The organism is Chelativorans sp. ZYF759, from assembly GCF_012911015.1.
In the GTDB taxonomy this organism is placed as follows: Bacteria; Pseudomonadota; Alphaproteobacteria; order Rhizobiales; family Rhizobiaceae; genus ZYF759.
Window position 1 is genome coordinate 283477 of the sequence record NZ_WVVV01000003.1, and the last position, 25457, is coordinate 308933.

The following is a 25457-nucleotide window of genomic DNA, read 5'->3' on the forward strand; positions in this document are numbered from 1 at the left end:
AGGCATCGCATCTGGACCCGCTACTCCGCCGCCACGAGCGGCCCGCGTTCCACCGGCGCCTCGCGTATCGGCCAGTGGACCGCCGCGGCGAACAGGCCGAGCGCCACGCCCAGCCACCACACCGGGTCGTAGGTCCCGAAGACATCGTAGAGATAGCCGCCCAGCCATACGCCCAGGAACGAGCCCATCTGGTGCGACAGGAAGACGATGCCGCCCAGCATGCCGAGATATCTGGTGCCGAACATGATGGCGACGAGACCGTTGGTCGGCGCCACCGTCGAAAGCCATAGAAGCCCCATGACGATCGAGAACACGATCACCGAAGTGGGCGTCTGCGGCAGCAGCAGGAAGGCGGTCACGGCGACGGAGCGGGCGAGGTAGATCCACACCAGCAGCATCGGCTTGGAATAGCTCTGCCCGATGAAGCCGGAGGCGAGCGACCCGATGATGTTGAAGAAGCCGATAAAGGCGATGGCCAGCACCGCATAGACGGGCGCGATGCCGAGATCGCCGATATAGGCCGGGAAGTGGGCGGTGATGAAGGCCACCTGGAAACCGCACACGAAGAAGCCGGAAATCAAGAGCACATAGCTCTTGTGGGCGAAGGCTTCGCGCAGTGCCGCGCCCATCGACTGGTCGAACTCGACCTGCGAGACGGTGCCCGATTTCGAGTTGCCGGCGAGCGGGATCGCCAGCACCGGAATGAGCAGCATCAGGATGCCGAGCCAGACCAGCGCATCCGACCAGCCGAGGGCGGAGATGAGCCCCTGGCTGATGGGCGCGAAGAAGAACATGCCGGCCGAGCCCGCCGCCGTGCCGATGCCGAAGACGATCGAGCGCTTGTCGGGCGGGGTGTTGCGGGCAAAGGCGGCCAGCACGATCGAGAACGAGCTGCCGGCCACCGCAATGCCGACCAGAACGCCGCCGCCCAGATGCAGCATGGTCGGCGTCTGCGCCGTCGCCATCATGATCATGCCGATGGCATAGAGGACTGCCGAGAGGCTCAACACACGCCACGTTCCGTACCGGTCCGCCAGTGCGCCGAAGACCGGCTGGCCGAAACCCCACAGCAGGTTCTGGATCGCCATGGCAAGCGCGAAGGTCGTCCGGTCCCAGCCCCGCTCGGCCAGCATCGGAAGCTGAAAGAAGCCCATCGCCGAGCGCGGTCCGAAGTTGAGCGCCGCGATCAGGCAACCGCAGGTGATGATGATCCACAGCGCATAGCGGCGCGCGGGCATGGTCTTGGCGGGGGCGTGCGACATCGGCTGTCCTCGGAGGCGGGCAGCCGGCACATTAGGCCCGTCAGCCGAGCGGAGGAAATGATTTGCGTTGGGCCAAACCATCAAGCCTGTTGATGGATCAGAAGGGCTCCAGGATCGACGGCATGTGGCCGATCAGCGGGCGCTGGATCGCGGGTCCCGTAACGGGTGCCTCCTGCCGGGGAACCCGGACCGTCACTCCCGGCGATGGCGAGATCGACGGCTGGACGCTCACCTGGGACCTGCCATGGCCGAGCTGCGGCGAGGGCAGAGGGCGAGGTGGAACCTGCACCACCTGGCCTGCCCTGATGGTCCGATCGTTCAGCCCGGGGTTGAACTGGCGTAGCGCCTGGGCGTTGACCCCGCATCGCGCGGCCACCTGGGCCACCGTCTCGCCGGAGACGATTGTGCGCCCGCCCTCGCAGGCGACCGCCGGTGGAGCCAGCACAAGCAGGGCAAGGATTCCGGCGATCGGCAGGGCAGCATGGAGCTTCATGCATGCATGATCGCGCGCGCGAATGGCAGGATCAAGACGCCTGGGTTCAGGCCGCGCCGTCCGTGGTGCCGACCGGGCCAGCGCCGCCGCCGATGACGCGCACCTCGCGTTGCGGGAAGGGTATCGAGATGCCGTTCTCCTCCAGCGCCGCCTTGATCGCCTTGCGGAAATGCAGCTTGGTGGCGAACCAGTCTCCCCCCGTGGTCCAGTAGCGTGCCGTGATCACGACCGAACTGTCGCCGAGTTCGGCCACGAACACGCTGGGGGGCGGATCGGCCAGCACGCGGGCATCGGCCGAGACCAGCTCCCGTACGACTTTCAGCGCCAGATCGAGATCGTCTCCGTAGCCGATGCCGGTCGAGATGTCGGTGCTGCGGGTGGGATTGCGCGAGAAATTGGTGACGGCCGTGTTCCAGAGCTGGCTGTTGGGAACCAGCACATAGATGCCATCGAAGGTCTTCAGTTCGGTGGCGAACAGCCCCACTTCCTGCACGCCGCCCGAAACGCTGCCGGCCGTGATGAACTCGCCCACCCGGAATGGCCTCAACACCAGGATCATGATGCCGGCGGCGATATTCTGCAGCGTGCCCTGGAGAGCGAGGCCGATCGCCAGGCCTGCCGCACCCAGCGCGGCGATGATGCTCGCCGTCTGCACTCCGAACTGCGCGAGGACCGTGACCCCAACGAAGACGAGCACGGCATAGCGGACGGCCTTGGAAAAGAAGCGCTTCAGCGTTTCGTCGAAACCGCTGATCCGGCCCATCGCCGCATAGGCCGACCGCTCGGCCACGCCGGCGACCAGATAGCCCGCCACCAAGAGCACAATGGCACCGAGCACGGAGAACGAATAGGCGACTGCCAGCTGTGCCAGCTGGATGAGCGCCATTTCGACAGCGCCCCAAAGGGTGGTCGTGCGTGCGGTGATATTCTCCATTCCGCCTGCATATCTGATTCGCCGGGACAGTTCGAAACACGCCGCAATTCCGCCTCAATGGAGGCGCCTTGGCAAAATCAGGCTTGCGCGGAAGAAGGCCACCCGCAGGCTCCTCTGAGGATGGAGTTTGGCGCGCCTTCGCACAGCTTTGCATCCCCCATGGCGATTTCCGTGCGTCCGGCGCTTGAAGCTGATATCGACCGGCTGGTTGATATCGAGAACGCGGTCTTTGCCGGTGATCGCCTCTCGCGGCGGTCGCTCAGGCGGCTGGTCGCCTCACCGAGCGCGGTGATCATTCTGGCCGAAATCGACGGCAATACGATCGGCTACGCGGTTGTCCTGTTGCGGCGCGGAACATTGGCCGCTCGGCTGTATTCGATCGCCGTGGCCCCCGAACTCGCGGGCAGGCGGGTCGGTGCCGGGCTGCTGGAGGCGGCCGAGAATATCGCGCGCTCGCAGGGTCGCGCGCTGATGCGGCTGGAAGTCAGGACCGACAACGGCCCGGCAATCGGCCTCTACCAGGGGGCGGGCTACCGGATCTTCGGGCGCAAGCCCGGCTATTACCAGGATGGGGAGGATGCGCTGCGAATGGAAAAGATGCTTGCCGAGGCCGTCCGATGAGCTGGGTGATCCTGACCGGCCGCAAGAGCGACCTCGACGAATTCGCCACACCGCACAAGATCATCTCCAGCCGGGATTATCTGTCGCATCCGGCGCTCTTTTCCGGCCAGCGCCCCAAGATCATCAACCTGTCAAACAGCTTCGCCTATCAAAGCCGCGGCTACTACGCATCGCTTCTGGCAGGCTCGCGCGGTCACCGCGTCATCCCGTCGGTCGAGACCATGATCGATCTGACCGAGAAGAAGCTCTACGAGAACGCATTGCCGGAACTCGAGCAGGAGCTGAACAAGGCCCGTGCCCGGCTGGGCGGCACATTTCCAGCCCGCGTGGCGATCTTCTTCGGGGCCGGCCCCGAGGCCGCCTGGGACCGCTTTTCCCGGCTTCTGTTCGACTGGTTCCGTGCGCCTGCCCTGGAGGTCACGATCAAGGACAATGGCCAGTGGGCCGCGATTGCCCGGATCGGCTTTCTGCCGCTTACCCGGCTCAAGGCGGACGACAAGCAGCGCTTCGTGGCGAGCCTTGCGGCCTATACCGGCCGCGAATGGCGCGACACCAAGCTGCGCACGCCGGCACGGTGGTCCTTCGCCACGCTGGTGGATGCCGGCGAGGAACTGGCGCCGTCGAGCATCGCCTCACTGAGGCACTGGTCTCGCGTGGCGGCGCGCATGGGTGTGGAGGTGGAGCCCATCGGCAAGCGCGACCTTGCCAGGCTTGCAAACTACGATGCGCTCTTCATCCGCCAGACGACATCGATCTCCAACCACACCTATCGTTTCGCGCGCCGTGCCGAACAGGAGGGAATGCCGGTCATTGACGATCCCATGTCGATGATCCGTTGCACCAACAAGGTCTATCTCAACGAGCTGATGATCAAGAACAAGGTGCCCGTGCCCCGCAGCGTCATGATCGCGGGCCCTGGCGACCTTCAGCGTGCCGCCGAGACGCTCGGCTTTCCGCTGGTGCTCAAGATCCCCGACAGTTCCTTCTCCCGGGGCGTCAGGCGGGCGAAGGATTTCGAGGAGCTGAAGAAGCTCGCCAGCGAGTGGCTGGAGGAGTCCGACCTGCTCATCGCCCAGGAATATCTGCCGACCGATTTCGACTGGCGTATCGGCGTGCTCGGCGGCGAGCCGCTCTTCGCCGTGCAGTATCTGATGGTCAAGAAGCACTGGCAGATCGTCCAGCACGACCGGCGTGGCGGGCCGGTTCAGGGCGGCTTCCGCTCCTTCCGGCTTGCCGACACGTCGGCGGAGGTCGTTGCCACCGCGGTCAGGGCCGCAAGCTGTATCGGCCAGGGGCTCTACGGCGTCGATCTCAAGGAGACGCCCAACGGCGTGGCCGTCATCGAGATCAACGACAACCCCAATCTCGATCATGGCTGCGAGGATGCCGGTGAGGGCGAAGCCGTCTGGAAACGGCTCACCCAGTGGTTCCTGGACCGGCTGGAGAGGTAGAAAACGCCACCGCCAGCTAGCGCCGCAATTCGTCGATTTGCCCGAACCGCTCCAGGAAAGCCTTCTGCACGGCGATCGCAGGCATCGGCTCCAGCGGGAAAGCGTCGCCGCTGATCCCTCGCGGGCGGCCGAAGAAGCGGGCGGCCTCCGCATCGGCAAATCCCGCCAGCCGCGTGGCCTCCCAGAAGGCTGCAATAGCGTCGGCGCGCTTGATGAAGGCGGTGAGGGCCTTGGGCCGCTCTACGGGCAGCGAGAAGCGCAGATGGATCGCGCCCTGCAGACGCGCTTCCACGCTCTTGTAGCCACCGCCGACCACCGCCTTGAAGGGCGAGATCATGTCGCCGATCACGTATTCGGGGGCATCGTGCAGCAGCCCCGCCAGACGCCAATCAGGGCTGAGGGCCGGCTGCAGCCGCGTCATGATCTCCTCCACCAGCAGGGAATGCTGGGCAACGGAAAAGGCGTGATCACCCCGTGTCTGGCCGTTCCAGCGGGCCACGCGCGCAAGTCCGTGCGCGATATCTGCGATCTCGATGTCGAGCGGGGAGGGGTCGAGCAGATCGAGCCTTCGCCCGGACAGCATCCGTTGCCATGCGCGGGCCGGCTCGCTCGCCCGGCGGCTCATTCGTCAGCGCCGCCCTGCGGCCCGCCGTCGGGGAAGGCAAAGCCTGCCCAGGCCGGGATGGACAGGGCCAGTGCCACGCCCTCCGCCTCGATCGGCGTTCCGGCATCCATCGCAGCCTTGACCCGGTCTATGCGCGCGATGGCGAGCCCTTCGCGGCCGATCACCGTCCCCAACGTGCCGATGCCGCGGCCGCCCGCCTTGATCTCCGTCCCGTAGGCAGGAAGATCCGCGGCCGCCGAAACGATGAGGACGCGGCGCCGCGCGGTACCACGATGCTGCATGCGCGAGACGACCTCCTGGCCGACATAGCACCCCTTGCGCATGCCCACCCCGCCATTCTGGTCGAGCAGGACGTCATGGGGAAAGGCGTCCCCGAGCACATAGTCGGACCCGCTCTCGGCAACGCCGTGCCGGACGCGCAGAACGTCCCAGGCTTCCCGTTCCGCCGTCGCCGGTGGGGTCACGCCGGCTCCGCGCATGACTGTCAATTCGGCAAAACGCATGTCGCGCCGGCCTGTTGAATCTGTTTGGGAGCCGTCGGAATCACCTTCCCAGGCGATCGCTACAGAAGCTTGTTCTTCCACGGAAATTTCGACCTTGGCACGAAGCTTGTAAAGCATCAGCCGTCTTTGGAGATCGCTCGCGATATCGGCCCGGCAATCGATCAGGAACACGTCCGGCGCGTCGTGCGCGACCAGAAAATCGAACATGATCTTGCCCTGCGGCGTGAGCAGCGCGCCAGGCTTCCATATATCCGACGCCATGCCGGCCAGGTCGGTCGTCACGAGGTTCTGCAGGAAATGTTCTGCCTCGGACCCCGCGACCCTGATCATGGCGCGGTCGGCGAGATGAATGACGGGCATGGACTTTGACCCCTTTTCGACCGCCCGCATCTAGGCCGACCGGACGGTCCAGGCAATAGGCCATCGCCGGTTGATCAATGGCCGGCGATGAAGAACGTCCAGTGACCATCGGCCGTTATCCCCGCCCGATAGAACAGGTAGCCGCCATAGGCGCGCATGTCTTCATAGTCGCCCGCCGTCACCAGCTTGAAGAGCTCGACGCGTTGGCGTGCATCGAGTTCCTCGAGCGGCATGACGTAGAAATAGGGCCAGACATAGATGTCCTCTTCGTCGCCGTTCTGGAGGCGCACGAAGCCGGCGGCGAGGACCTCGTAGAGGATGGCGAGTATCTCGTGCCCTTCCGGATCGCCGGAGATCGAGCGCAGATAGGCCACAGGGTCTTCCGCGGCCGGTCCAAGCGAAAGCTGGGTGGCATCGCTGCCCTCGGCGATCAAAGGGCGAAGGCCTTCTATCTCGCCTGCCCGCGCAACCTCCATCAGCGCATCGCGCATGGCGCGCACCGGCTCGGGCAGGAGGGCCGGATCGTAGAAGACTTCCGGCAAGGGCAGGTCTTTGATTTCGGGTTCGCCGAAGCGGGTGTCCTCGACATCGAAGAGCGGCCTGATGGGGTCGGGAAGCGGGACGGTGAAATCGGGCGGCGGCGGCAGGGGTGCGCGTTCGATCACCTCTTCGGTGTCCGGCGCAGGCTCGAGCGGTTCATGCGTGAATTCGGAGAGCGCCTCTGCCGGTCCGACAAGCCAGAGTCCGACAAGGAGACCGCCAAGCCATGCGCGAGGGAGGCGAAGGTGCCTGTCCGATTCGACTGTTCTTGCAGCGTCCCGGCCGGCCATTGCCGCGCTCCAGCGTGCCCTCAGTGGTCGCGACGTTCAGGGTGGAATTCACCGGCGAGCGTCTGGTCGCGGATGCGCTCCAGAAGCGCGACCGCGCTGTCTTCCCCGGAGGTCTTGACGAGTTCGGCCACGGCTGTCGCCAGGGCGGCTTCGGCGATGATCTCCGGCTCGATGCCTGCCAGGATGGCGTCGGCCCAGGCTTCGCCATGATTCTCGGCAGCCTCGAGCCGCTTCTCCTCGCGGATCATCGCGTCGATGTCGACCATGCCATGTTCCATTGATCTACCCGTCTCCCGCCGCGATACCGACAGCTTTAGTCAAAATATTAAGGTCCCTTTAACGCCTTTTAGCACAGTGGCGGGAAGATGCACGCCGCCTTGGCCGCAAAAGTAAATGCTTCGTTAATTGCCGAAGCGCCCTACCACGTCCCGCGTCAGCGTCTCGCCCTCGCTCATGTACCGTCTGATGGCCTCGATCGCGGCCTCGGTGCAGACCGTGTAGTTCTGCTCGAACGCAGCATACCCGTGGTTGAAGCGTCCCACCATACGGGCCCGTCGCGCTTGTTCCGGATTTTCCGATTGCAGCAGCGCGTCCATCTGGCGCCGCCAGCCATCATCCGTCTCGCCGCAGAGATTGCGCAGGAAGTGAAGCGACCCCAGGATCTCGGCCAGACGCAGGAGTTGAGGCTCGTAGGGGGCCTCCGCCGCCCGTGACGGAACCGGCGAAACGATCAGCGAACAGCCGATCGACAGTGCCGCCAGGGTGGATGACGTTCTCATTTCGTCTGGTTTAGCGACAATTCGGGCACAAGCAAGACCGCTGTCATCGCGATCTGCCGCCGGGTTCGGCGACCTGCCGGGCGATGTCCAGTGTCGATTCGGTAATCGGCAGGGCTTCCATTTCGGCCAGCTCATACCACGCGGCCTCAGCCGCATCGTCACCGGCCCGCAGCATGCCGCTGGCCGCGCGCGACAGGAAGACCGACAGCTCGAACGTGGCTTCGGGGCCGGCAAGCAGGATGTCGCTGAAGAGGACGGGATCTTCGACGAGAAGTCCGGTTTCCTCGAAGACTTCCCGAATGGCGGCCTCGACTGCGGTCTCTCCAATCTCCACGCGTCCGCCCGGGAAGGCGTAGAGGCCCTGTGCCGGCGGCCGCGCCCGGCGCACAAGCAGGAAGCGACCTTCCTGCCATACCGCCACCGAAACGGCCCGTATGGGCGATGGAACTGTCACGGCGTCTCCGCGTGTAGCCTTTCGGGAAACCCGATTGACGTTGGGGTAGATTTGGTTGCATGAGCTCCGATAGTCTGCAACTGTTGTTGCTTCACTTCTACTACATTCTCGGGGGCGGGTATGGATGGACTTGTGCGTTTCGGACTGCGGGCAGGTGTGCTCGCCGCCGGTTTGTTGGCGCTGAATGCGTGCGCGACCTTGAACGAGGATCAGTGTCGCGAGGTCAGCTGGCAGCAACTGGGTTATGACGACGGCCAGGCCGGGCGCCATTCTTCCCATGTCGATCTGCACCGCCAGGCCTGCCAGCGCTACAACATCACGGTCGACGCGACGCAATGGCGCGACGGCTGGGAGAGCGGCATCCGGCGCTACTGCACCCCCCAGAATGGCCTGAACGAGGGGCGTGCCGGCCGGTCATATGCCAATTCCTGCCCCGCCGAAGTGCGCGCCGGCTTCGAGGATGCCTACCGGGTCGCCAAGGCGGTGCATGATGCCCGGGCCGCTGTCGAGCGGGAGAACCGCGAGATGGACGACCTCTTGCGCAAGCTGCGGGAAGCAAAGGACCGCGACCAGATCAACCGCCTGCAGACGGAGATCTCGGTGAAACGCGATTCCGTGAGGAACGCCGAGTTCCGGCTGCGCGACGCAGAGCGCAACTACGATTTCTACGTTTACGAAACGCGCGTGCGCGGCTAATTCTGGCGGCCATGTGTGGCCGCTTTGTCCTGACGAGTTCGCCCCAGATGGTCGAGGCCCTGTTCGGCATCGACCATCTGGAACCGCCGCCGCCGCCGCGATACAACATCGCGCCGACGCAGCCGATCCTGATCGTTACGCCCGGACCAACGGCCGCCCCCGGCAGCAACGCGCCGCCGCGTCGCGCCATGCTGGTACGCTGGGGCTTCCTGCCCGGCTGGGTGAAGGACCCCAAGGACTTTCCCCTGCTCATCAACGCGCGTTCGGAGACCGCAGCGTCGAAAAATTCCTTTCGGGCGGCCATGCGCCACAGGCGGGTGCTCATCCCGGCCTCGGGATTCTTCGAGTGGCGGCGGTCAGAGGGACGGAAGTCGCAGGCATATTTCATTCGCCCGCGTGACGGCGGCATCGTGGCATTCGGCGGCCTGCTGGAAACCTATGCCGATGCCGGCGGTTCGGAAATCGACACGGCGGCGATCCTGACCACAGCTGCCAATCGGGCGATCGCCCATATCCATGACCGGATGCCCGTCATCATCCAGCCGGACGACTTTTCGCGCTGGCTGGATTGCATCTCAAACGAACCGGCGGATGTCGCCGACCTGATGCGGCCGGCGCCCGATGATCTGATGGAGGCGATCCCGATTTCCGACAAGGTCAACAAGGTCGCCAATGCGGGCCCCGACATTCTTGAACCGGTTGCCGCCGCGCAGGAGCCCTCGTCCGAAGAGCGCCGCGAGGACGGTCGTGGCGAGCAACTGCCGCTTTTCTGAAACCTGATGGAACCACTGTGGCCGCACACCGTTTCCCATGCTGATATTCTGACAGGGGTTTGACATGAGGCGTTCCACTTCCAGCTACGAAGATATGCGCGACGAGCTGCAGTCCCAGATTGCGGATCTCGGCAGCGAATTGCGCGCCTTGCGCAAGTCTGTGGGTGCGCGCTCGGCGGACCGTTACGAGGAGGTCCGCGATAGCGCCGGTGATCTCTTCGACGATATCTGGACGGGAATCCAGGACTTCATTCCGTCCAAGAAGGAAGTCCGTCGCCACGCGCGCTACGCCAACAAGACGATGCACGACCACCCCGGAACCACGGCCGCCACGGCGGTGGTCGGTGTCGCGGTCATCGGTCTGCTGGCGCTGTTGCTGACCCGGCGCTAGGCCGTCCTTCAATCGCTAAGGGTTCGCCGGACGGCCTCGCGCCATCCGGCGATCTTCTTTTTGCGCGTCGCCGCGTCCATGGTCGGCTCGAACCGGTGCTCGAGCTTCCACGACTTCGCGAAATCCGCCATGCCGGGCCACACGCCCGCCCTTGAGCCCGCCAGCCAGGCGGCGCCCAGCGCCGTCGTCTCGAGAATGGTTGGCCGGTCGACGGGTGCTTCTAGGAAATCGGCCAGCCGCTGCATGGTCCAGTCGGAGGCGACCATGCCGCCATCCACCCTCAGCACCGTTCCCGCCGCCTTGCTCTTCCAGTCCTTGCGCATCGCGTCGAGGAGATCGCGTGTCTGGAAGGCGACCGATTCGAGCGCGGCCTGTGCGAATTCGGCGGGACCGGAATTGCGCGTCAGGCCGAAGATCGCACCGCGCGCCTCCGCGTCCCAGTGCGGCGCCCCGAGCCCCACGAAGGCTGGCACCAGATAGACATTCTGGCTCTCGTCCGCCTGCGCGGCCAGTTCCCCGCTCTCGGCCGCCTTGCCGATCACCTTGATGCCGTCACGCAACCACTGCACCGCCGCGCCGGCCACGAAGATCGAGCCCTCCAGTGCGTAGGTGGTCTTGCCGTCGAGCCGGTAGGCAATGGTCGACAGAAGCCGGTTCTTGGAGCGCACCAGCTTGTCGCCCGTGTTGAGCACGGCAAAACACCCCGTGCCGTAGGTCGATTTCATCATGCCGGGCTCGAAGCAGGCCTGGCCGATCGTGGCGGCCTGCTGGTCGCCGGCGACACCGAGAATGGGGATCTCGGCGCCGAACAGCTTCTTCTCCGTCACGCCGAAATCGTCGGCACTGTCCTTCACCTCCGGAAGCATGGCTTCGGGGATGCCGAGAATGCCGAGCAGTTTGTCGTCCCAGCGATGCGACGAGATGTCGAAGAGGAGCGTGCGCGAGGCGTTGGTCGCGTCGGTGACGTGCTGCTTGCCGCCCGTCAGCCGCCAGATCAGGAAGCTGTCGACGGTGCCCGCCAGCAATTCGCCCTTCTCGGCGCGTCGGCGCGCGCCTTTCACCTTGTCGAGCATCCATGCGAATTTGGTACCGGAAAAATAGGGGTCGAGCAGGAGCCCCGTGGTCTTGGCGAAGAGGGGTTCGTGTCCCGCTTTCTTCAGCTTCTCGCACATGGGGGCGGTACGCCGGTCCTGCCAGACGATGGCGTTGTGGATCGGCTTGCCCGTATCCTTTTCCCAGATCAGGGCGGTCTCGCGCTGATTGGTGATGCCGATGGCGGCGATGTCGCCGGCCTCGAGCTTTGCCTTGCGCAGCGCCGTGCGCACGGTCGAGACGACGCTTTTCCAGATGTCCTCCGGATCGTGCTCGACCCAGCCCGATGCCGGATAGTGTTGCGGAAACTCCTTCTGGCCGACCGCGACGACCTGCATCGTCTTGTCGAAGATGATCGCCCGGCTGGACGTGGTGCCCTGGTCGATGGCCAGAATGTAGCCGCTCATTCGTTCCTCCCTGGGGAATCGTCTCGCAGGAGCCTAAGCTGTCATGCCCCGCGCTTGCCAGCCATGTAGGCGTCGAGCGCCTCGATCTCTTCCGCGCTGAAGCGAAGGCCAAGCTTGGTTCGCCGCCACAGCACGTCCCGCGCATCCCGGGCCCATTCGCACCGCATCAGGAAATCCACTTCAGCCGTGTACAGATCCGCGCCGAAGCGATGTCCGAGGTCGGCCGCGGAGCGGGCGCGGGCGAGCAGTGTCCGCGCGCGCGTTCCGTAGAGCCGGATGAGGCGACGGGCATGGTTTCGTTCGAGAAAGAGATGATCGGACTGCAACATATCGATCTGTCGATCGACTTCGTCGACGCCGAAATCGCCCCCCGGCAGCGGCGCTTCGCCAGTCCAGGGTTTGCCCTTTGGACGGAGCTGCCGTTCGATCTTCTCGAGTGCCGCCTCCGCCAGGCGCCGATAGGTCGTGATCTTGCCGCCGAATATGTTCATCAGCGGCGCGCCGTTCCGGGCGTCGACCTTCAGCACGTAATCGCGGGTGGCCTCCTGCGCGGCACTTGCCCCGTCGTCGAAGAGCGGCCGCACGCCTGCATAGGTCCACACGATGTCCTCACGGCGCACGGGCTCGGCGAAATAGGCGCTGGCCGACTGGCACAGATAGTCGATCTCGGCATCGGAGATCGCCGCGGCGGCCGGATCACCCGGAAAATCCTCGTCGGTGGTGCCGATCAGCGTGAAATCGTCTTCATAGGGGATTGCGAAGAAGATGCGTCCGTCCGAATTCTGGAAGAAGAACGAACGCGTGTCTTCGTACTTGCGGCGGATGACGATGTGACTGCCCTTCACGAGCCGCACATTGTGCGCGTCGTTGCGCCCGAGCGTCTGGCCGAGCACGCGGTCGATCCAGGGGCCGGCCGCGTTGATCAGCATCCGCGCCTGGATTTCCTCGCGGGCACCGGTGGCGAGATCCTCGACCTCCACCACCCAGTGGTCGCCGTCGCGCCGGGCCGCCACGGCCTTGGTGCGCGTGCGGATCTCCGCACCCCTGTCGGCCGCGTCGCGGGCGTTGAGCACCACCAGGCGGGCATCGTCGACCCAGCAATCGGAAAACTCGAAGGCCCGCGCGAAATCGGGCTTCAGCGCCTTGCCCGCCGGGTCGGAGCGAAGATCGATGCTGCGTGTGGTGGGCAGCGATCTGCGGCCGCCTATGTGGTCGTAGAGAAACAGGCCGAGCCTCAGCAGCCAGGCGGGGCGAAGACCCTTGTGGTGCGGCAGGATCAGCCTGAGCGGCCAGATGATGTGCGGCGCGCATTTCCACAGCCGCTCGCGCTCCATCAGCGCCTCGCGCACCAGGCGGAACTCGTAATGCTCCAGATAGCGTAGGCCGCCATGGATGAGTTTCGTCGAACCGGAGGAGGTGCCCTGCGCCAGATCGCCCATCTCCGCCAGATAGACCGAATAACCGCGCCCCGCGGCATCGCGGGCAATGCCGCAGCCATTGATGCCGCCGCCGATGATGAAGATGTCGCGCATGGCCAAAATCCGATGAGGAGGCTTCTCCTACCGCATTTCAGCCGGAGACGAAAGATGATTTGGCCAATATCGAAAGGAAACGAACACTAAACGAAACAGTCATGTCCGTGCCCGCCCTGACGCGCCGGCGCTTTGCGTCGGCCGCCAATCCATGTACATGCTTTCCGCAAGATGGAGGGAAGGGGAAGCCATGTTTCTGTCGCCGCGTCACGCCGAGATCGTCGGAATGGCGAAGGAGCACGGCCGCGTCACGGTCGAGGATCTGTCAACGCATTTTGGTGTCTCGCCCCAGACCATCCGCAAGGACCTCAACGATCTCTGTGCCCAGCGCCAGCTGACCCGCATTCACGGCGGCGCGCTGTTTCCGTCTGGCATCGAAAACCTGGAATACGAGGCAAGGCGCAAGATCGCGGCCGATGAGAAATCGGCCATCGGGCGCGCCGCGGCGCGTATCATCCCCGACGGGGCCTCGCTTTTCATCAACATCGGCACGACCACGGAAGCCGTCGGCGAGGCATTGCTCGATCATGACGGGCTGATGGTCATCACCAACAACATCAATGTCGCCAACCGGCTGCGTATCTATCCCTCGATCGAGGTCGTGATCGCGGGCGGCGTCGTGCGCGGCACCGATGGCGGCATCGTCGGCGAGGCGGCGGTCGACTTCATCCGCCAGTTCAAGGTGGATTTCGCCGTGATCGGCGTCTCCGCGATCGACGATGACGGGGCGCTGCTCGATTTCGATTTCCGGGAGGTCAAGGTGGCGCAGGCCATCATCGCTAATGCGCGCAAGGTGATTCTCGTGGCCGATTCCACCAAGCTGGAGCGCACCGCTCCGGTGCGTATCGGTCATCTCTCGCAGGTCCACTGCTTCGTAACCGACCGCTGTCCGAGCCGCGAAATCAAGCGTATCTGCCAGGAGCACGAGGTCGAACTGGTGGAGACAGCCTGAGCCGCGTCAATCGCGCAGGATCAGCCGCTCGCCGCGCATGTCGAACCCCGACAGCGTGTTGATGAAGTTCATGCCGAGCAGGCTGCGGTCGAGCCGGCCGGGCTCGGCGACCAACGTCGGCAGGTTGAGGCGCGAGATTTCGCCCACCCTGATTTCGTCGGCGGTGACGCGTGCCGCACGCGCCTGCCCGTTGGCGGTCATGACCGCCACATTGTAGTCGAGCGTGGCGGGGTCTATCCCCGCGCGCCCGGCATCTGCAGCGCTCAGCACCGTTGCCGTGGCCCCGGTGTCGACGAGCAGCGTGACGGGCGCGCCGTTGATTTCCGCCCGCACCTCGAAATGTCCGCTCGACATGCGCTCCAGCATGACCGCGGCGCGTCCGTCATCGTCGCGCATGGTGATCGGGCTGCCGGGAATGAGCCCGGCCGTCATCCGGCTGGCGACATCCTGCAGCTCGTAGCGATACTGGTAGCCTCCCATCAGCACGAGCACGATGGCGGCCCAGATCGCCATGCTCCTTATCGCCCGGCCGAAGCCGACGCCGGAGCCGAAGATCGCCACCGCAAAAACCATGGCGAGCACGCCCAGATAGACCATGCGTCCGAAATCGTCGGTCGCGAAACCGGCGACGCTGCCCGAATCGTGATTGGCGACGAGCAGGATCAGACCGCCGCCCAGCACCGCCATGATGATCCAGAAGAACCTGTTCATTGACCTCGTTTCGCCTCGCGGACCATGCGGGCCCGCCTTGTTTCGCGCCTCGGTTTGCGTTCGATCGTTTCCATGCGCGACGGCAGCTGATCCATGACCCAGCGCCGTGCGTCGGGGGACAGGGAAACCCATTCGGCGATCTCGTCGCGGGTGCGCCCGCAGCCGAAGCACAGACCCGACTTGTGGTCGATCGAGCAGACCAGGATGCAGGGGGATTCGATGGCGCTCATGTCTGACCCTGTCGTTGAAAGGCACATGGGTCTTTGCCATTCCGTTTGCAAGCCGGCAACCGGAGGAGCGACACGGCCTGTTGTGCTCGCGCCCGCGGAGCGCTAGAGCCAGCACCGTTCCACGGAGAAGATCATGGTCACAGGCCTGCCGCTCGACGATGTGCGTTCCCTTCTGAAGCGACTTCCAGGGGCGGACGCGACCGCTGCCGGTGAGGCCCGCAGCAAGGCCGAGGCGCTGGCCGTGTCCGGCTTCGCCGTCGCTGGCGCGGGCAGGCTGGGTGAATTCGTGGCAAGCTGGACCGGCCGGTTTCCCCCACGCCCCGGGCGTGCCGTGGTTTCGCTCTTTGCCGGCACTCATGAGATCGCGAGGCGGGACGTCTCGACACATCGGCCGGGCTTCGAACAGCGCTTCGTCGAACATGCCGCGGCGGGCGGGGCGCCCGTCAGCCAGATCTGCGGCACCCATGATCTCGGTCTCAAGATCTTCGACCTCGCACTCGACGTTCCCGTCGCCGACATCACCGAAGGCCCCGCGCTCGACGAGCGCGGCTGTGCGGCCACCATCGCCTTCGGCATGGAGGCGGTTGCCGGGGGTGCCGACCTGATGACCCTCGGCGGGCTGGGGGAGGGGGCCGAGGTCGCAAATGCCGCGCTTCTTTCGGCCCTCGTCGGCGGTTCGCCGGAAGAGTGGCTGGAACAGGCGGATGGGCCGCTCGCAGCGCGTCGTGCCGAACTTGCGCAAAAAGCGCTGGCGCTGCACGGCTCATCCCTGCGCGACCCGCTGGAGGCCATGCGCCGCCTGGGCGGACGCGAACTCGCCGCGATCCTCGGTGCCATACTCGCGGCACGGACCGAAAAGGTGCCGGTCGTGCTCGACGGGCTGACGGCGTTGACCGCAGCCGCCGTCCTGCATGCGGCCCGCCGCGGCAGCATCGACCATTGTATCCTCGCCGACGCAGCGAACCCCGTACAGGCGCGCGCCGCCGCCCATCTCGGCATCGAGACCGTGATGAACCTTGGAATGGGATCGGGCGACGGGACGGCGGGTGCCATGGCCATGGCCGTCATCCGTGATGCGTGCCTGGTGCTCGATCAGACCGTGCCGCTGCCAAAAGGCTAGCGCCGACCACCCGCAGCAGCAATTCTCTCGCTGGTAGGCCAGGCCGGAAGTTCTTCCATCACGCGCGTGGCGGGCAGGATGGCGATGGCCTCCGTTCCCTCACGCAGCCTGGAGTGCAGCTGGAACTCGCCGCCATGCAGGTTGACGAGACCCTGCACGATCGGCAGGCCCAGCCCGGTGCCCTGTTCCGCGCTCTTGATGGCGATGGAGCCCTGTCCGAAGGCCGACAGAACGACCTCGATCTCGTCTTCCGGGATGCCTGGTCCGTTGTCCTTGACCGAGATGTACTGTCCGCCGCCGGCCGTCCAGCCGACGCGCAGCCGAACCTCGCTGCCGCTCGGCGCGAATTTGATGGCGTTGGACAGCAGGTTGAGCGTGATCTGGCGCAGCGAGCGTTCATCGGCGAACATGCGCGGCAGTGCCGGCTCGAACTGCGTGACGAGCCTGATGTCCTTGTTGCGCGCCTTGAGTTCCATCAGGTGGCAGCACTCTTCGGCGACGTTCTCGAGATAGACCGGTTCTTCCTGCAGCTGGTAGCGGCCCGCCTCGATGCGCGAGAGGTCGAGAATCTCGTTGATGAGGTGAAGCAGATGCTGGCCCGACGCGTTGATGTCGCCGGCATAGTCGCGATAGGTCTCGTTGCCCATCGGCCCGAGCACTTCGTTCTTCATCACTTCGGAGAAGCCGAGAATGGCGTTGAGCGGCGTCCGCAATTCGTGGCTCATCGTGGCGAGGAACCGGGACTTGGCAAGGTTCGCCTCCTCGGCGCGCCGGCGCGCCTCGTCCGAGACCGCCTTTGCAGTCTCCAGTTCCGCGATCAGTCCATCCTTCTCCGAGCGGAAGGACAGAAGCATGACGGCCGAACGGTGCAGATGTCCCGCCACGAAGGTGAAGAAGGGCAGGGCCAGGAACAGGAGGGCGACCATGATCGCCTTGGCGAGGTCGAAATCGCGCACCGTCATGGCGGCATAGGTCAGCAGAGGCAGCGCGAAGGTTGCCGTCAGCGCACCGCGCAGGGCGGAGGCGATGATGGCGGTGGCCGCCATGGCCAGAAGCAGCACCGCGCCCTTCATCACCGGGAACTGGTCGATCTGGCAGGCAGCCTGGCATTCGAGGGCAGCGAAATAGGCCCAGCCAAGTCCGCTCGCCACGTGACCCAGCAGAAGCAGGCGATGCGCCGGGCCGGGCTCGATGTCGGCCGGATCGGTGCGGTCGACGCGCCGCGCCATAAGCGCCAGCCCGGCATAGCAGGTGACCGTGATCAGCGCCCAGACGAGGATGCTGGGTCCGATGCCGGCGAACATGCCCGTTGCCGCCAGGATCATCACAAGGACCGGGATGGCGAGTGCGGTGTTGAGAAGCGCGCGCGCGTGCAGCGACAGCATCTCGCGGTCGTAGACCGGATTTCCGGCACGCTGCGAGAGCCGGTCACGCGTGCGCCGCACGGCACGCGCCACGTCGCTGTTGCGATGCGGTTTCGTGCGGTCGACGATATTCTTGTCGGCCGTGGCCGAGGCTCTGGGCGCCATGGAACTTTCGCGATTGCCGGCAGCTTCTTTAGCGCCCTGACGCTAGCGTCGAATGATTAAGAGACCCTTCCCGCCGCGCGGGGCAGAAGCCAAGGGCGCGGCGATTGTCTTCATTAAGCCAGTGGGATAGGTCCAGATGGGAGAACGTCGAACGGGAGGAAGCTCGGGATGAAGCTCTATGATGGCGGGCGCGCGCCCAATCCGCGGCGGGTGAGGGTTTTCCTGGCCGAGAAGGGCATCGAGGTGCCACTCGTGCCGGTCGATATGGGTGCGCTGGCTCACAAGTCGGATGAGGTCACGGCACGCAACCCCTTGCAAAGACTCCCGATCCTGGAACTGGACGACGGCACCGTACTCACGGAAACCGTCGCCATCTGTCGCTATTTCGAGGAACTCTACCCAGAGCCGGCCCTCTTCGGCAGTGATGCGCTTGGCAAGGCGCGGGTGGAGATGTGGCAAAGGCGCATGGAGTTTCACCTGTTGATGCCGGTTGCCCAGGCCTTCCGTCACATCCACCCGGCGATGAAGGAATGGGAAGTGCCGCAGGTCGCCGCGTGGGGCGAGGCCAACAAGCCGAAGGCGGTCGACTTCCTGCGCCTGCTTGACGAGCATCTTGCCGACAGCGAATTTGCCGTGGGCGACAGCCTGTCGATTGCCGACATCACCGGCATGATCGCCATCGACTTCATGAAGCCGGCCCGCATCGAACTGCCGGGGGAATTGGCCAATGTGCGGCGCTGGTATGCGGCCATGAAGGCACGACCCAGCGCGGACGCCTGAGCCACGGCATGGAGGAAGGGCTCGCACGGCTTGCGGACACGATCCGGGCCTGCCGCATCTGCCGCGACGCGCCGCTGGGCCGGCCGTTGCCTCACGAGCCGCGGCCGGTCCTCTCGCCCTCATCCAGCGCACGCATCCTGATCGCGGGCCAGGCGCCCGGCACGCGGGTCCACGCTTCGGGCCTCTCCTTCACCGATCCCTCCGGCGACCGGCTGCGCGGCTGGCTGGGCGTCGATCAGGAGACCTTCTACGACCCGGACCGCTTTGCCATCGCCGCGATGGGGTTCTGTTTTCCCGGCCTCGACGACAAGGGCGGAGACCTGCCGCCCAGGCGGGAATGCGCGCCGGCCTGGCGTGCGCTTCTGATGGCCGAGATGCCGCAGATCGAGATCGTGCTCGCCATCGGCCTTCACGCCCAGCGCTGGCATCTGGGACCCGATTGCGGGAAGAACCTCACCGAAACGGTGAGCGACTGGCGCGCCATCGTGGCCCGCCCCCGGCGACCGAAGGTCTTCCCGCTGCCGCATCCCTCCTGGCGCAACACGGGCTGGCTGAAACGTCATCCCTGGTTCGAGGCGGAACTCGTTCCCGCGCTGCGCCAGGAAATAGGCTCTCGCATCTGACCCTCCAGCAGAACAGAATCCCCGCATCGGCCACTTCCGTGAGAACCAGTTTCTTGCGCCCCGCGCGTCTCGGTGAAATAGTGGCAAAAATTTGCGTGAAGGACTCGAGAAATGGACCGACTGGACAGGAAGATCCTGCGCCTCCTGCAGGAAAACTCCACCCTGGCCGTGGCCGACATCGCCAAGAAGGTCGGCCTGTCGACGACGCCGTGCTGGCGGCGCATCCAGAAGCTCGAGGAAGAGGGCGTCATCCGCAAGCGCGTCGCGCTGCTCGATCCCGTCAAGATCAACGCCCGCGTCACCGTCTTCGTCTCGATCCGCACCAATTCGCACAGCCATGAATGGCTGCGCCGCTTCTCGGAAGTCATTCAGGAATTTCCCGAGGTCGTCGAATTCTACCGCATGAGCGGCGACATCGATTACCTCTTGCGCGTGGTCGTGCCCGACATCGCCGCCTATGACGCCTTCTACAAGCGGCTGATCGCCAAGATCGAGATCCGCGACGTGTCCTCCTCCTTCGCCATGGAGCAGATCAAATACACGACCGAGATGCCGCTCGATTATCTCGTGCTCGATAAGGGGGGCGAGGAAAAGGCGGCGTGATCAGTGCCCGCGGCGCGACCTTCTGCGCGCCGCCATCTCGTCGCGCTTCGCCACCATCGCGAGCGTCTTTTCCGCGCCGAGTTCACGGGCCGCATCCTTGCCGATCCAGCGCGCGGTCTTGTCATCGCTTTCGGCCAGCTTTCGCGCCAGTGCGAGCGCTATGGCATGCAGGCTCGTCGAATTCTTGCCGGTCTGTCGCAGCGCCCAATTGACCGCCTTCTTGACGAAATTGCGCGGGTCGGTGGCATGGCGTTCGATCAGCGGGAAGAAGGTCATCAACACCGCCTCCGACACCTTCTTCCTCGGCACATTGGCCCAGGCCATCATGGCAAAGGCGGCGCGGCGCACGAATTCGCGCTCGTCGTCGGCGAACTGATCGATCAGTTCCAGCCAATAGGGCGTGTCGACGAAGATATCGCCGACCGTGTCGACAATGTCCCAGGAATCGAAATCGTCGGCCCAGCGTCGCGCCTGTTCCCGCGTGAGTTTCTTGGGTTCGGCCGTCAGCGCGGCAAGGACGCGCGCTTCCCGCCAGCCGGACTCCCACAGCTGAATCGCCCTGTCATGGTTTTTCTTCAGGAGCTTGGAAAGCTTGCGCAAATCGGCCTGGGAGATACCGAAGGCATGGTCGGCCTTGATGCCGTAGCGTGCCATGCCGGCCCGGTTTTCCGCCGAGCCGATGGCGCGCAGATGGTCGACGATCTCTTCTGCCGTGGAGGACGGCCCGAGACCGGACACGGCCTATCTCTCCAGCCGTGCCAGCAGGGAAGAGGTGTCCCAGCGCTTGCCGCCCATCTCCTGCACTTCCTTGTAGAACTGGTCGACCAGGGCGACGATCGGCAACTTCGCGCCGTTATTGTCCGCTTCCTCCAGGCAGATGCCGAGGTCCTTGCGCATCCAGTCGACGGCAAAGCCGAAATCGTATTTGCCGTCATTCATCGTCTGGTAGCGGTTCTCCATCTGCCAGGAACCGGCGGCGCCCTTGGAGATGACGTCGATCACCTTGCCGATATCGAGGCCGGCCTTCTTGCCGAAGTGGATGCCCTCCGACAGGCCCTGAAGCAGGCCGGCGATACAGATCTGGTTGACCATCTTGGTAAGCTGTCCCGCACCGGCAGGCCCCATCAGCCCGACCATGCGCGCATAGGAATCGATGATCGGCCTTGCCTTGTCGAAGGTCGCTTGGTCGCCGCCGCACATCACCGTCAGCACGCCGTTCTCCGCGCCCGCCTGGCCGCCCGACACCGGGGCATCGATAAAACCGAAACCCGCCGCCTTCGCGGCCGCGTCCAGTTCGCGCGCGACCTCAGCCGAGGCCGTTGTGTTGTCGATGAAGACAGCGTCCTTCTTCATGGCGGAGAACGCGCCCTCCGGGCCGAGCGTGACGGCGCGCAGATCGTCGTCATTGCCTACGCAGGCGAAAACGAAATCCTTGTCGGCGGCAGCTTCCGCCGGCGTGGCGGCGAAGCCTCCGCCATGCTCAGCCGCCCATTTCTCCGCCTTTGCGGTGGTCCGGTTGTAGACGGTGACCTCGTGGCCGCCCTTGTTCTTCAGGTGACCGGCCATCGGATAGCCCATCACGCCCAGACCCAAAAACGCCACTCTCGCCATCACTGCCTCCTATCCCGCCTTGGGGCGCACCCTATCGGCCCCGCGCACAGGGCCCATTTTGCCCATGTGGGGACGGGCTGCAACCCGCCAGCCTCGACTCCGCCGATTCGCGGCATGCACACGGCCGCGGAGCACGCCCGGACCTGGGTCAGTCGCGGCTCGATATGCGCGGCCTGGTCAGAACGTGATGCTCGTCAGAACCACGAAGAGTATGGCAAGGCCGATGCCGCCCATCATCAGCAGGAGCAGCCAGAGCGATGGGTCGGTCCTGATGCGGTCTCTGTATCTCATCGAGTCTAGCCTTTGCATTCGCAGCGGTTGGGATCAGACCAGACGGTCTTCTTGGGCCGCCTTGCGGCGCAGCGCTGCATCGGCGTCGGACGCCTTGTGCTGCTCCTTCGCGGTCTTGCGAATCTGCTCGAAGCGGTTGTCCTGCCCTTTGCTGGGCTCTTGCGCGGGCGCGGTCTTTTTCGTGAAGGTGATCACCGGTCGAACTCCTGTCGGTAGAAGGGACGCTGCCGGGAAATGCCGGGCTGCATCCATTGAGAACGGTTGCCCATCAGGCCGCGAGTGCGACCGCGCAGCTTTCAGCACCGCGCCTGTCCGGTCGCGCTTCTCCCGGCATCGTGGCCCATCCTCCGGCTTCGATGAACTGGCGTCTTGCCGAGACACTGGTGATGGCCTGAAATTCGGCCTGGCGGGCCGCGGAACCTGGGGCTGCCTGGAACCGCTCGACGCAGATATTGCTCGCCAGTTCGCTGTGCGCCGTAGATCCTGCCGTGGACGCAAGATCACGTGATGTGCCGCCGGTTACCCAGCCGCCCCACGTGAACCCGATGAACATTGTGGCGACGGCGGCGCCGACGCATGCCCAGGCAAGGAGGGATTTTGTCGGCTGATAGTCGTCCCAGCGCTGTTTCAGCGACGTCTTGCTGCTGTTCTGTACGGCCATGAATAGGCTCCTGCCTGATTGGACGACGATCGAGTGACATTGGTGTCACGCGGAAGTTTGAGGCCCATCGGCGATTTCGGCTTGCATCTAGGGATGGGCGTCGTCTGGCCCGGATCTCCTGACGCATGCTCCGCGACGGATGATGACGCGACCGCATGGACGCGGACATTCGGGGCGTGCTCCAGATGCGGAGCGACTCTGTACTTGTAGCGCCTTTTCCACCTCAATGATAGGATTGCCACAAATAGTTGGGAAATTGCCTGAATGTTTTTCAGATCACGGAAAAGAGATTTTTGGCAGAAATGCAAAAACTGTTTTTTCACGCGATGTATCCGTTGGTGATCTTTTTTTGGCAATTTTATCTGCGTGGGCTAGACGACAAATAAAAAGCCGATGCGACTTGCCTTGAAAGGCTTGAAGGCTTATCTTCGATCAAAGATGGCCTTCCTGTTTGACGTCACACGTCGAAGATGGCCCGCCATTTGTCCTGAAATTTTCGACGGCGAGCATAGTGCCGGTACTGTGGCTCGATGGCTGTCCGAATCGTGAACGGTTCGGAGCCTGTTGCGCCGAGCGTGAATCGGGATGCCCGTCGGTAAAGGACGGGGAGAAGGCGGGGAGCAGTTTGACGGCTGCCAGCGGAGGTATCTGATCATGACAGTTCGCACGACACACACGGTGGCCCGCTTCACTTCGCCCTTCCTGCTCCCCGGTTTCGACGCGCCGCAGCCCGCCGGCGAATATCGCGTGGATCAGGATGAGGAATTGATCGAGACGGCGTCGCGCCTTGCATGGCGTCGCACCGGCTCTTTCGTCCACCTGCCGGCCTTGGGAACCGCCAGTCCGATCCACCAGATGGTGCCGGTCGTGCCGGCCGATCTCGACGCCGCTCTCCAGAAAGACAAGGAACAAGAATGACAACAGTATCGACAGGGCAGCGTAATGCCCGATCACTCCGCGAGGATGCCCCCCACGCCTTTGCCGTTGGACAGAGAGTGAGGTTCAAGGCCGGTTTTGGTTTGATGCCGACAAACATCTTCGAGATCACCGCGAAGCTGCCGGCGAGGGCCAATTCGCCCCAGTATCGCATCCGTAACGAAGAAGAGCGCCATGAGCGCGTGACGACCCAGGAAGATCTTGAGCTCGTCATCAATGCGCAAACGGATTCCTCATTGATGGAAAGGACTTTCGGCCGTGGCCAAGGGACAGAAACGAAGTAACAAAGAGATCAGGAAGCCGAAGCAGGAGAAGGGGGCTCCGCCACCCGAGACCACGTTCGCCAACCAGATCAAGACCGCGGCAAACGCCAATGCGCCGCGCGCAAAAGGCAAGCCCTGAGCGCCATCGTCTTTGCCGAGGACAGGCAAGCTTGATGAAGATCGTGATCGAATTCTACCGGACCCGTGATGCGGATGACGCGCACGCCATCGTGGGTCGGGAGATCACGGAGGCCGCCAATGTCGAAAGCGCCATCGAACTCGCCAGTCGCCTCGCACAGAGTCTCGACATGCCGCAGCGTCCTGATGCGATGACGATCATGGATACGGCAGGCGCGACGCTCTACGCCGGCGATATCGAAGGCTGAGCAATCGCCAGGCGGTCCCGGCGGGCGGCGTGCCGACTTTGCCGGTGCCGCCGACTTGCCGGTGCCCTTGAGTTCCAACAGAAAGAGCCCTGATCATGACCCTTCAGTTTCCCAATCCGAGCCGCAGCTTCGACGAGCAACGCAAGGGTGTGCGCTTCACCGGCCATGATGGCATGTTCGAGATTCCGTTCTTTGTCGAGGCGGCTGCGCTGGCCAAGCTGAAACAGGCTGTGCCGTCCGAACGCGATTTTCTTGCGGCCTTCGATGCGGCCCGGAAGACGATTCTTGATGTCGCGCGCGAAGCCTATTCGCACGGCCGCCGCAAATCCTACACCTTGACCGCTGGCGATTTCCGCTAGCCGATCCCGGACCTGGGTTGGGCCGCGGACATTCTATGTGTCGAGAGAGCTGGCCCGGCCCGAGGGGGCTGCCAAGCCACACGCCTTCTCGATGAAATCGGCAATCTTTCCAATATCGTCGAGATCAAAGACGGGCTGCCCCTCGCTCTGAAGGGGATGGTCGGACGCGATCGCCACGATGGTGGGATCGTCCGGCGCCAGCGGAGCCGTGTCGTGGGCATCGCGCCGGCGCACCTCGATCTTCTGGTGCCCCTCGCGCTTGTAGCCTTCCACGATGACGATGTCGCAGGGCGAAAGCCGGGCCAGGATCTCGTCGAGTCCGGGCTCGTCTTCCTCCTCACCGATCTCGTGCACGAGCGCCCAGCGCCGGCCCGAAACGATCGCCACTTCGCCAGCCCCCGCTGCCCGGTGGCGGAAGGAGTCGGTGCCCTCGTGGTCGATGTCGAAGGAATGATGCGCATGCTTGACCGTCGCCACGCTGTAGCCGCGCGCCGACAGAGTGCCCACCAGCCGCTCGACGAGTGTCGTCTTCCCGGAGTTCTTCCAGCCCGCCACCCCGATAATGCGCTGCGTCATTGCGTGTCCGCCTCCAGGATGCGGCGTGCCTCGTCCAACTCGTCCGGCGTGTTGACGTTGAAGAAGGGGTCTCGTCCGTCATCGATGGGAAAGTCAACGCCGCACATTCCGTGAGCTCTGGCGAAGGCCATCACGCTGCGGTCGCGGTCGTTTTCGAGATGGTTTGCGAGCGCCTCGCCCAGCGAGACCGGCCACAGCCCGAACACCGGATGCGTTCGCCCGCCCGATACGGCCAGCGCGATTGCTTGCGGCGAGGTCCCGGTACCCGCGGCAAGCCGGGCGACAAGATCGCGGGGCGTGAAGGGGGTGTCGGCAGCGACTGTGGCGAGATGTGAGGCGCCGGTGTCCGCTGCCCATTCCAGCCCCGCCAGAATGCCCGCCAGCGGCCCCAGCAGGCGCGGATCGCGATCGGCGAGGACAGGAAGGCCGAAATCGGAAAGACGCCCGGCGTCGCGATTGGCGCTGATGGCGAGCGCCCCCACCTGCGGCGCGAAGCGGTCGATCGCATGGGCGATCAACGGCCGCGCGGCGAGAGACACCAGCGCCTTGTTGGCGCCGCCCATGCGCCGCCCCGCGCCGCCCGCCAGAACCAGCCCTGCGATGTCGCGATCCTGCGTCACGGC

General features: G+C 64.6%; 34 protein-coding genes. 14 read left to right on the plus strand and 20 right to left on the minus strand.

The window, feature by feature from the left end:
* Window positions 1-20: 20 nt before the first annotated feature.
* The 3 genes from GRZ55_RS07495 to GRZ55_RS07505 all read right to left on the minus strand — a co-directional run bounded on the left by GRZ55_RS07495 (window position 21) and on the right by GRZ55_RS07505 (window position 2689).
* Window positions 21-1262 carry an MFS transporter gene (locus GRZ55_RS07495; RefSeq protein ID WP_169286276.1) on the minus strand — a complete coding sequence of 414 codons (1242 nt, stop codon included), beginning with the start codon at window positions 1260-1262 and terminating at the stop codon, window positions 21-23.
* 97 nt (window positions 1263-1359) lie between these two features.
* A complete protein-coding gene (locus tag GRZ55_RS07500) occupies window positions 1360-1755 on the minus strand; it encodes a LysM domain-containing protein (protein WP_169286277.1) in 396 nt (131 codons plus the stop codon).
* A 46-nt stretch (window positions 1756-1801) separates the two neighbouring features.
* The gene (locus GRZ55_RS07505; protein ID WP_169286278.1) at window positions 1802-2689 is read right to left on the minus strand and encodes a mechanosensitive ion channel family protein; all 888 of its coding nucleotides are present in this window, start codon (window positions 2687-2689) and stop codon (window positions 1802-1804) included.
* Window positions 2690-2848: 159 nt separating this feature from the next.
* On the opposite strand from GRZ55_RS07505, the gene GRZ55_RS07510 reads away from it, so the two are divergent.
* Window positions 2849-3310 (plus strand): N-acetyltransferase, encoded by a 462-nt coding sequence (locus GRZ55_RS07510; protein ID WP_169286279.1) that lies wholly within the window; start codon window positions 2849-2851, stop codon window positions 3308-3310.
* Window positions 3307-4761: a RimK family protein gene (locus GRZ55_RS07515; protein WP_169286280.1), complete on the plus strand. Its 1455-nt coding sequence runs from the start codon at window positions 3307-3309 to the stop codon at window positions 4759-4761. The genes GRZ55_RS07510 and GRZ55_RS07515 overlap by 4 nt, the downstream gene beginning before the upstream one ends.
* A gap of 16 nt (window positions 4762-4777) precedes the next feature.
* Here the strand turns inward: GRZ55_RS07515 and GRZ55_RS07520 are convergent, their stop codons facing one another.
* The 6 genes from GRZ55_RS07520 to GRZ55_RS23760 all read right to left on the minus strand — a co-directional run bounded on the left by GRZ55_RS07520 (window position 4778) and on the right by GRZ55_RS23760 (window position 8312).
* Window positions 4778-5386, minus strand: a complete 609-nt coding sequence (locus GRZ55_RS07520; RefSeq protein ID WP_169286281.1) for an HD domain-containing protein — start codon at window positions 5384-5386, stop codon at window positions 4778-4780.
* Complete coding sequence (locus GRZ55_RS07525; protein ID WP_169286282.1) at window positions 5383-6249, minus strand: folate-binding protein YgfZ; 867 nt, start codon at window positions 6247-6249, stop codon at window positions 5383-5385. Before GRZ55_RS07525 ends, GRZ55_RS07520 begins: the two co-directional genes overlap by 4 nt.
* A gap of 74 nt (window positions 6250-6323) precedes the next feature.
* A complete protein-coding gene (locus GRZ55_RS07530) occupies window positions 6324-7079 on the minus strand; it encodes a hypothetical protein (protein WP_169286283.1) in 756 nt (251 codons plus the stop codon).
* Window positions 7080-7099: 20 nt separating this feature from the next.
* Window positions 7100-7357: a hypothetical protein gene (locus GRZ55_RS07535; protein WP_169286284.1), complete on the minus strand. Its 258-nt coding sequence runs from the start codon at window positions 7355-7357 to the stop codon at window positions 7100-7102.
* Window positions 7358-7480: 123 nt separating this feature from the next.
* Entirely contained in the window at window positions 7481-7858 is a 378-nt protein-coding gene (locus GRZ55_RS07540) for a TIGR02301 family protein (protein WP_169286285.1), read from the minus strand.
* Between the two features lie 43 nt (window positions 7859-7901).
* On the minus strand, window positions 7902-8312 hold the full coding sequence (locus GRZ55_RS23760; RefSeq protein WP_169286033.1) for an NUDIX domain-containing protein: 411 nt from the start codon (window positions 8310-8312) through the stop codon (window positions 7902-7904).
* A 120-nt stretch (window positions 8313-8432) separates the two neighbouring features.
* On the opposite strand from GRZ55_RS23760, the gene GRZ55_RS07550 reads away from it, so the two are divergent.
* The 3 genes from GRZ55_RS07550 to GRZ55_RS07560 all read left to right on the plus strand — a co-directional run bounded on the left by GRZ55_RS07550 (window position 8433) and on the right by GRZ55_RS07560 (window position 10172).
* Window positions 8433-9008: a DUF2799 domain-containing protein gene (locus tag GRZ55_RS07550; RefSeq protein WP_169286286.1), complete on the plus strand. Its 576-nt coding sequence runs from the start codon at window positions 8433-8435 to the stop codon at window positions 9006-9008.
* A gap of 11 nt (window positions 9009-9019) precedes the next feature.
* On the plus strand, window positions 9020-9781 hold the full coding sequence (locus GRZ55_RS07555) for an SOS response-associated peptidase (RefSeq protein ID WP_169286287.1): 762 nt from the start codon (window positions 9020-9022) through the stop codon (window positions 9779-9781).
* Window positions 9782-9845: 64 nt separating this feature from the next.
* Window positions 9846-10172 carry a hypothetical protein gene (locus GRZ55_RS07560; RefSeq protein ID WP_169286288.1) on the plus strand — a complete coding sequence of 109 codons (327 nt, stop codon included), beginning with the start codon at window positions 9846-9848 and terminating at the stop codon, window positions 10170-10172.
* Window positions 10173-10180: 8 nt separating this feature from the next.
* Here the strand turns inward: GRZ55_RS07560 and glpK are convergent, their stop codons facing one another.
* Window positions 10181-11671 (minus strand): glycerol kinase GlpK, encoded by a 1491-nt coding sequence (gene glpK / locus GRZ55_RS07565; RefSeq protein ID WP_169286289.1) that lies wholly within the window; start codon window positions 11669-11671, stop codon window positions 10181-10183.
* A gap of 41 nt (window positions 11672-11712) precedes the next feature.
* A complete protein-coding gene (glpD, locus tag GRZ55_RS07570) occupies window positions 11713-13203 on the minus strand; it encodes a glycerol-3-phosphate dehydrogenase (protein ID WP_169286290.1) in 1491 nt (496 codons plus the stop codon).
* Window positions 13204-13393: 190 nt separating this feature from the next.
* Here glpD and GRZ55_RS07575 point away from each other — a divergent pair, with 190 nt between their 5' ends.
* The gene (locus tag GRZ55_RS07575) at window positions 13394-14155 is read left to right on the plus strand and encodes a DeoR/GlpR family DNA-binding transcription regulator (RefSeq protein WP_169286291.1); all 762 of its coding nucleotides are present in this window, start codon (window positions 13394-13396) and stop codon (window positions 14153-14155) included.
* A gap of 6 nt (window positions 14156-14161) precedes the next feature.
* Here the strand turns inward: GRZ55_RS07575 and GRZ55_RS07580 are convergent, their stop codons facing one another.
* Window positions 14162-14866, minus strand: a complete 705-nt coding sequence (locus tag GRZ55_RS07580) for a TIGR02281 family clan AA aspartic protease (RefSeq protein WP_169286292.1) — start codon at window positions 14864-14866, stop codon at window positions 14162-14164.
* Window positions 14863-15096 (minus strand): DUF1289 domain-containing protein, encoded by a 234-nt coding sequence (locus tag GRZ55_RS07585; RefSeq protein WP_169286293.1) that lies wholly within the window; start codon window positions 15094-15096, stop codon window positions 14863-14865. Before GRZ55_RS07585 ends, GRZ55_RS07580 begins: the two co-directional genes overlap by 4 nt.
* Before the next feature lie 133 nt (window positions 15097-15229).
* Between GRZ55_RS07585 and GRZ55_RS07590 the strand changes: the two genes are divergently transcribed.
* On the plus strand, window positions 15230-16216 hold the full coding sequence (locus GRZ55_RS07590) for a nicotinate-nucleotide--dimethylbenzimidazole phosphoribosyltransferase (RefSeq protein ID WP_169286294.1): 987 nt from the start codon (window positions 15230-15232) through the stop codon (window positions 16214-16216).
* On the opposite strand, the gene GRZ55_RS07595 is transcribed toward GRZ55_RS07590, so the two are convergent.
* A complete protein-coding gene (locus tag GRZ55_RS07595; RefSeq protein WP_169286295.1) occupies window positions 16213-17745 on the minus strand; it encodes a sensor histidine kinase KdpD in 1533 nt (510 codons plus the stop codon). The genes GRZ55_RS07590 and GRZ55_RS07595 overlap by 4 nt on opposite strands.
* A 168-nt stretch (window positions 17746-17913) precedes the next feature.
* Here GRZ55_RS07595 and GRZ55_RS07600 point away from each other — a divergent pair, with 168 nt between their 5' ends.
* The 3 genes from GRZ55_RS07600 (at window position 17914) to GRZ55_RS07610 (ending at window position 19751) form a co-directional block, all read left to right on the plus strand.
* A complete protein-coding gene (locus tag GRZ55_RS07600; RefSeq protein WP_169286296.1) occupies window positions 17914-18525 on the plus strand; it encodes a glutathione S-transferase in 612 nt (203 codons plus the stop codon).
* Window positions 18526-18533: 8 nt separating this feature from the next.
* Window positions 18534-19148: a uracil-DNA glycosylase family protein gene (locus GRZ55_RS07605; protein WP_169286297.1), complete on the plus strand. Its 615-nt coding sequence runs from the start codon at window positions 18534-18536 to the stop codon at window positions 19146-19148.
* 111 nt (window positions 19149-19259) lie between these two features.
* Window positions 19260-19751: an Lrp/AsnC family transcriptional regulator gene (locus tag GRZ55_RS07610; protein WP_169286298.1), complete on the plus strand. Its 492-nt coding sequence runs from the start codon at window positions 19260-19262 to the stop codon at window positions 19749-19751.
* On the opposite strand, the gene GRZ55_RS07615 is transcribed toward GRZ55_RS07610, so the two are convergent.
* The 4 genes from GRZ55_RS07615 to GRZ55_RS07630 all read right to left on the minus strand — a co-directional run bounded on the left by GRZ55_RS07615 (window position 19752) and on the right by GRZ55_RS07630 (window position 22314).
* Window positions 19752-20489, minus strand: coding sequence for a DNA alkylation repair protein (locus GRZ55_RS07615; RefSeq protein ID WP_169286299.1), 738 nt, complete (start codon window positions 20487-20489; stop codon window positions 19752-19754).
* Between the two features lie 3 nt (window positions 20490-20492).
* Window positions 20493-21362, minus strand: a complete 870-nt coding sequence (locus GRZ55_RS07620) for an NAD(P)-dependent oxidoreductase (RefSeq protein ID WP_169286300.1) — start codon at window positions 21360-21362, stop codon at window positions 20493-20495.
* Between the two features lie 324 nt (window positions 21363-21686).
* Window positions 21687-21848 (minus strand): hypothetical protein, encoded by a 162-nt coding sequence (locus GRZ55_RS07625; RefSeq protein WP_169286301.1) that lies wholly within the window; start codon window positions 21846-21848, stop codon window positions 21687-21689.
* A 73-nt stretch (window positions 21849-21921) separates the two neighbouring features.
* Window positions 21922-22314, minus strand: a complete 393-nt coding sequence (locus tag GRZ55_RS07630; RefSeq protein ID WP_169286302.1) for a hypothetical protein — start codon at window positions 22312-22314, stop codon at window positions 21922-21924.
* A gap of 654 nt (window positions 22315-22968) precedes the next feature.
* On the opposite strand from GRZ55_RS07630, the gene GRZ55_RS07635 reads away from it, so the two are divergent.
* The 4 genes from GRZ55_RS07635 to GRZ55_RS07650 all read left to right on the plus strand — a co-directional run bounded on the left by GRZ55_RS07635 (window position 22969) and on the right by GRZ55_RS07650 (window position 24258).
* Complete coding sequence (locus GRZ55_RS07635; protein ID WP_169286303.1) at window positions 22969-23232, plus strand: hypothetical protein; 264 nt, start codon at window positions 22969-22971, stop codon at window positions 23230-23232.
* Complete coding sequence (locus GRZ55_RS07640) at window positions 23229-23534, plus strand: hypothetical protein (protein WP_169286304.1); 306 nt, start codon at window positions 23229-23231, stop codon at window positions 23532-23534. Before GRZ55_RS07635 ends, GRZ55_RS07640 begins: the two co-directional genes overlap by 4 nt.
* A gap of 152 nt (window positions 23535-23686) precedes the next feature.
* Window positions 23687-23899 carry a hypothetical protein gene (locus GRZ55_RS07645; protein ID WP_169286305.1) on the plus strand — a complete coding sequence of 71 codons (213 nt, stop codon included), beginning with the start codon at window positions 23687-23689 and terminating at the stop codon, window positions 23897-23899.
* A gap of 95 nt (window positions 23900-23994) precedes the next feature.
* On the plus strand, window positions 23995-24258 hold the full coding sequence (locus tag GRZ55_RS07650) for a DUF1488 domain-containing protein (protein WP_169286306.1): 264 nt from the start codon (window positions 23995-23997) through the stop codon (window positions 24256-24258).
* A gap of 33 nt (window positions 24259-24291) precedes the next feature.
* On the opposite strand, the gene mobB is transcribed toward GRZ55_RS07650, so the two are convergent.
* Window positions 24292-24834: a molybdopterin-guanine dinucleotide biosynthesis protein B gene (gene mobB / locus GRZ55_RS07655; RefSeq protein ID WP_169286307.1), complete on the minus strand. Its 543-nt coding sequence runs from the start codon at window positions 24832-24834 to the stop codon at window positions 24292-24294.
* Window positions 24831-25454, minus strand: a complete 624-nt coding sequence (gene mobA / locus GRZ55_RS07660) for a molybdenum cofactor guanylyltransferase MobA (protein ID WP_368856593.1) — start codon at window positions 25452-25454, stop codon at window positions 24831-24833. The genes mobB and mobA overlap by 4 nt, the downstream gene beginning before the upstream one ends.
* Window positions 25455-25457 lie beyond the last annotated feature (3 nt).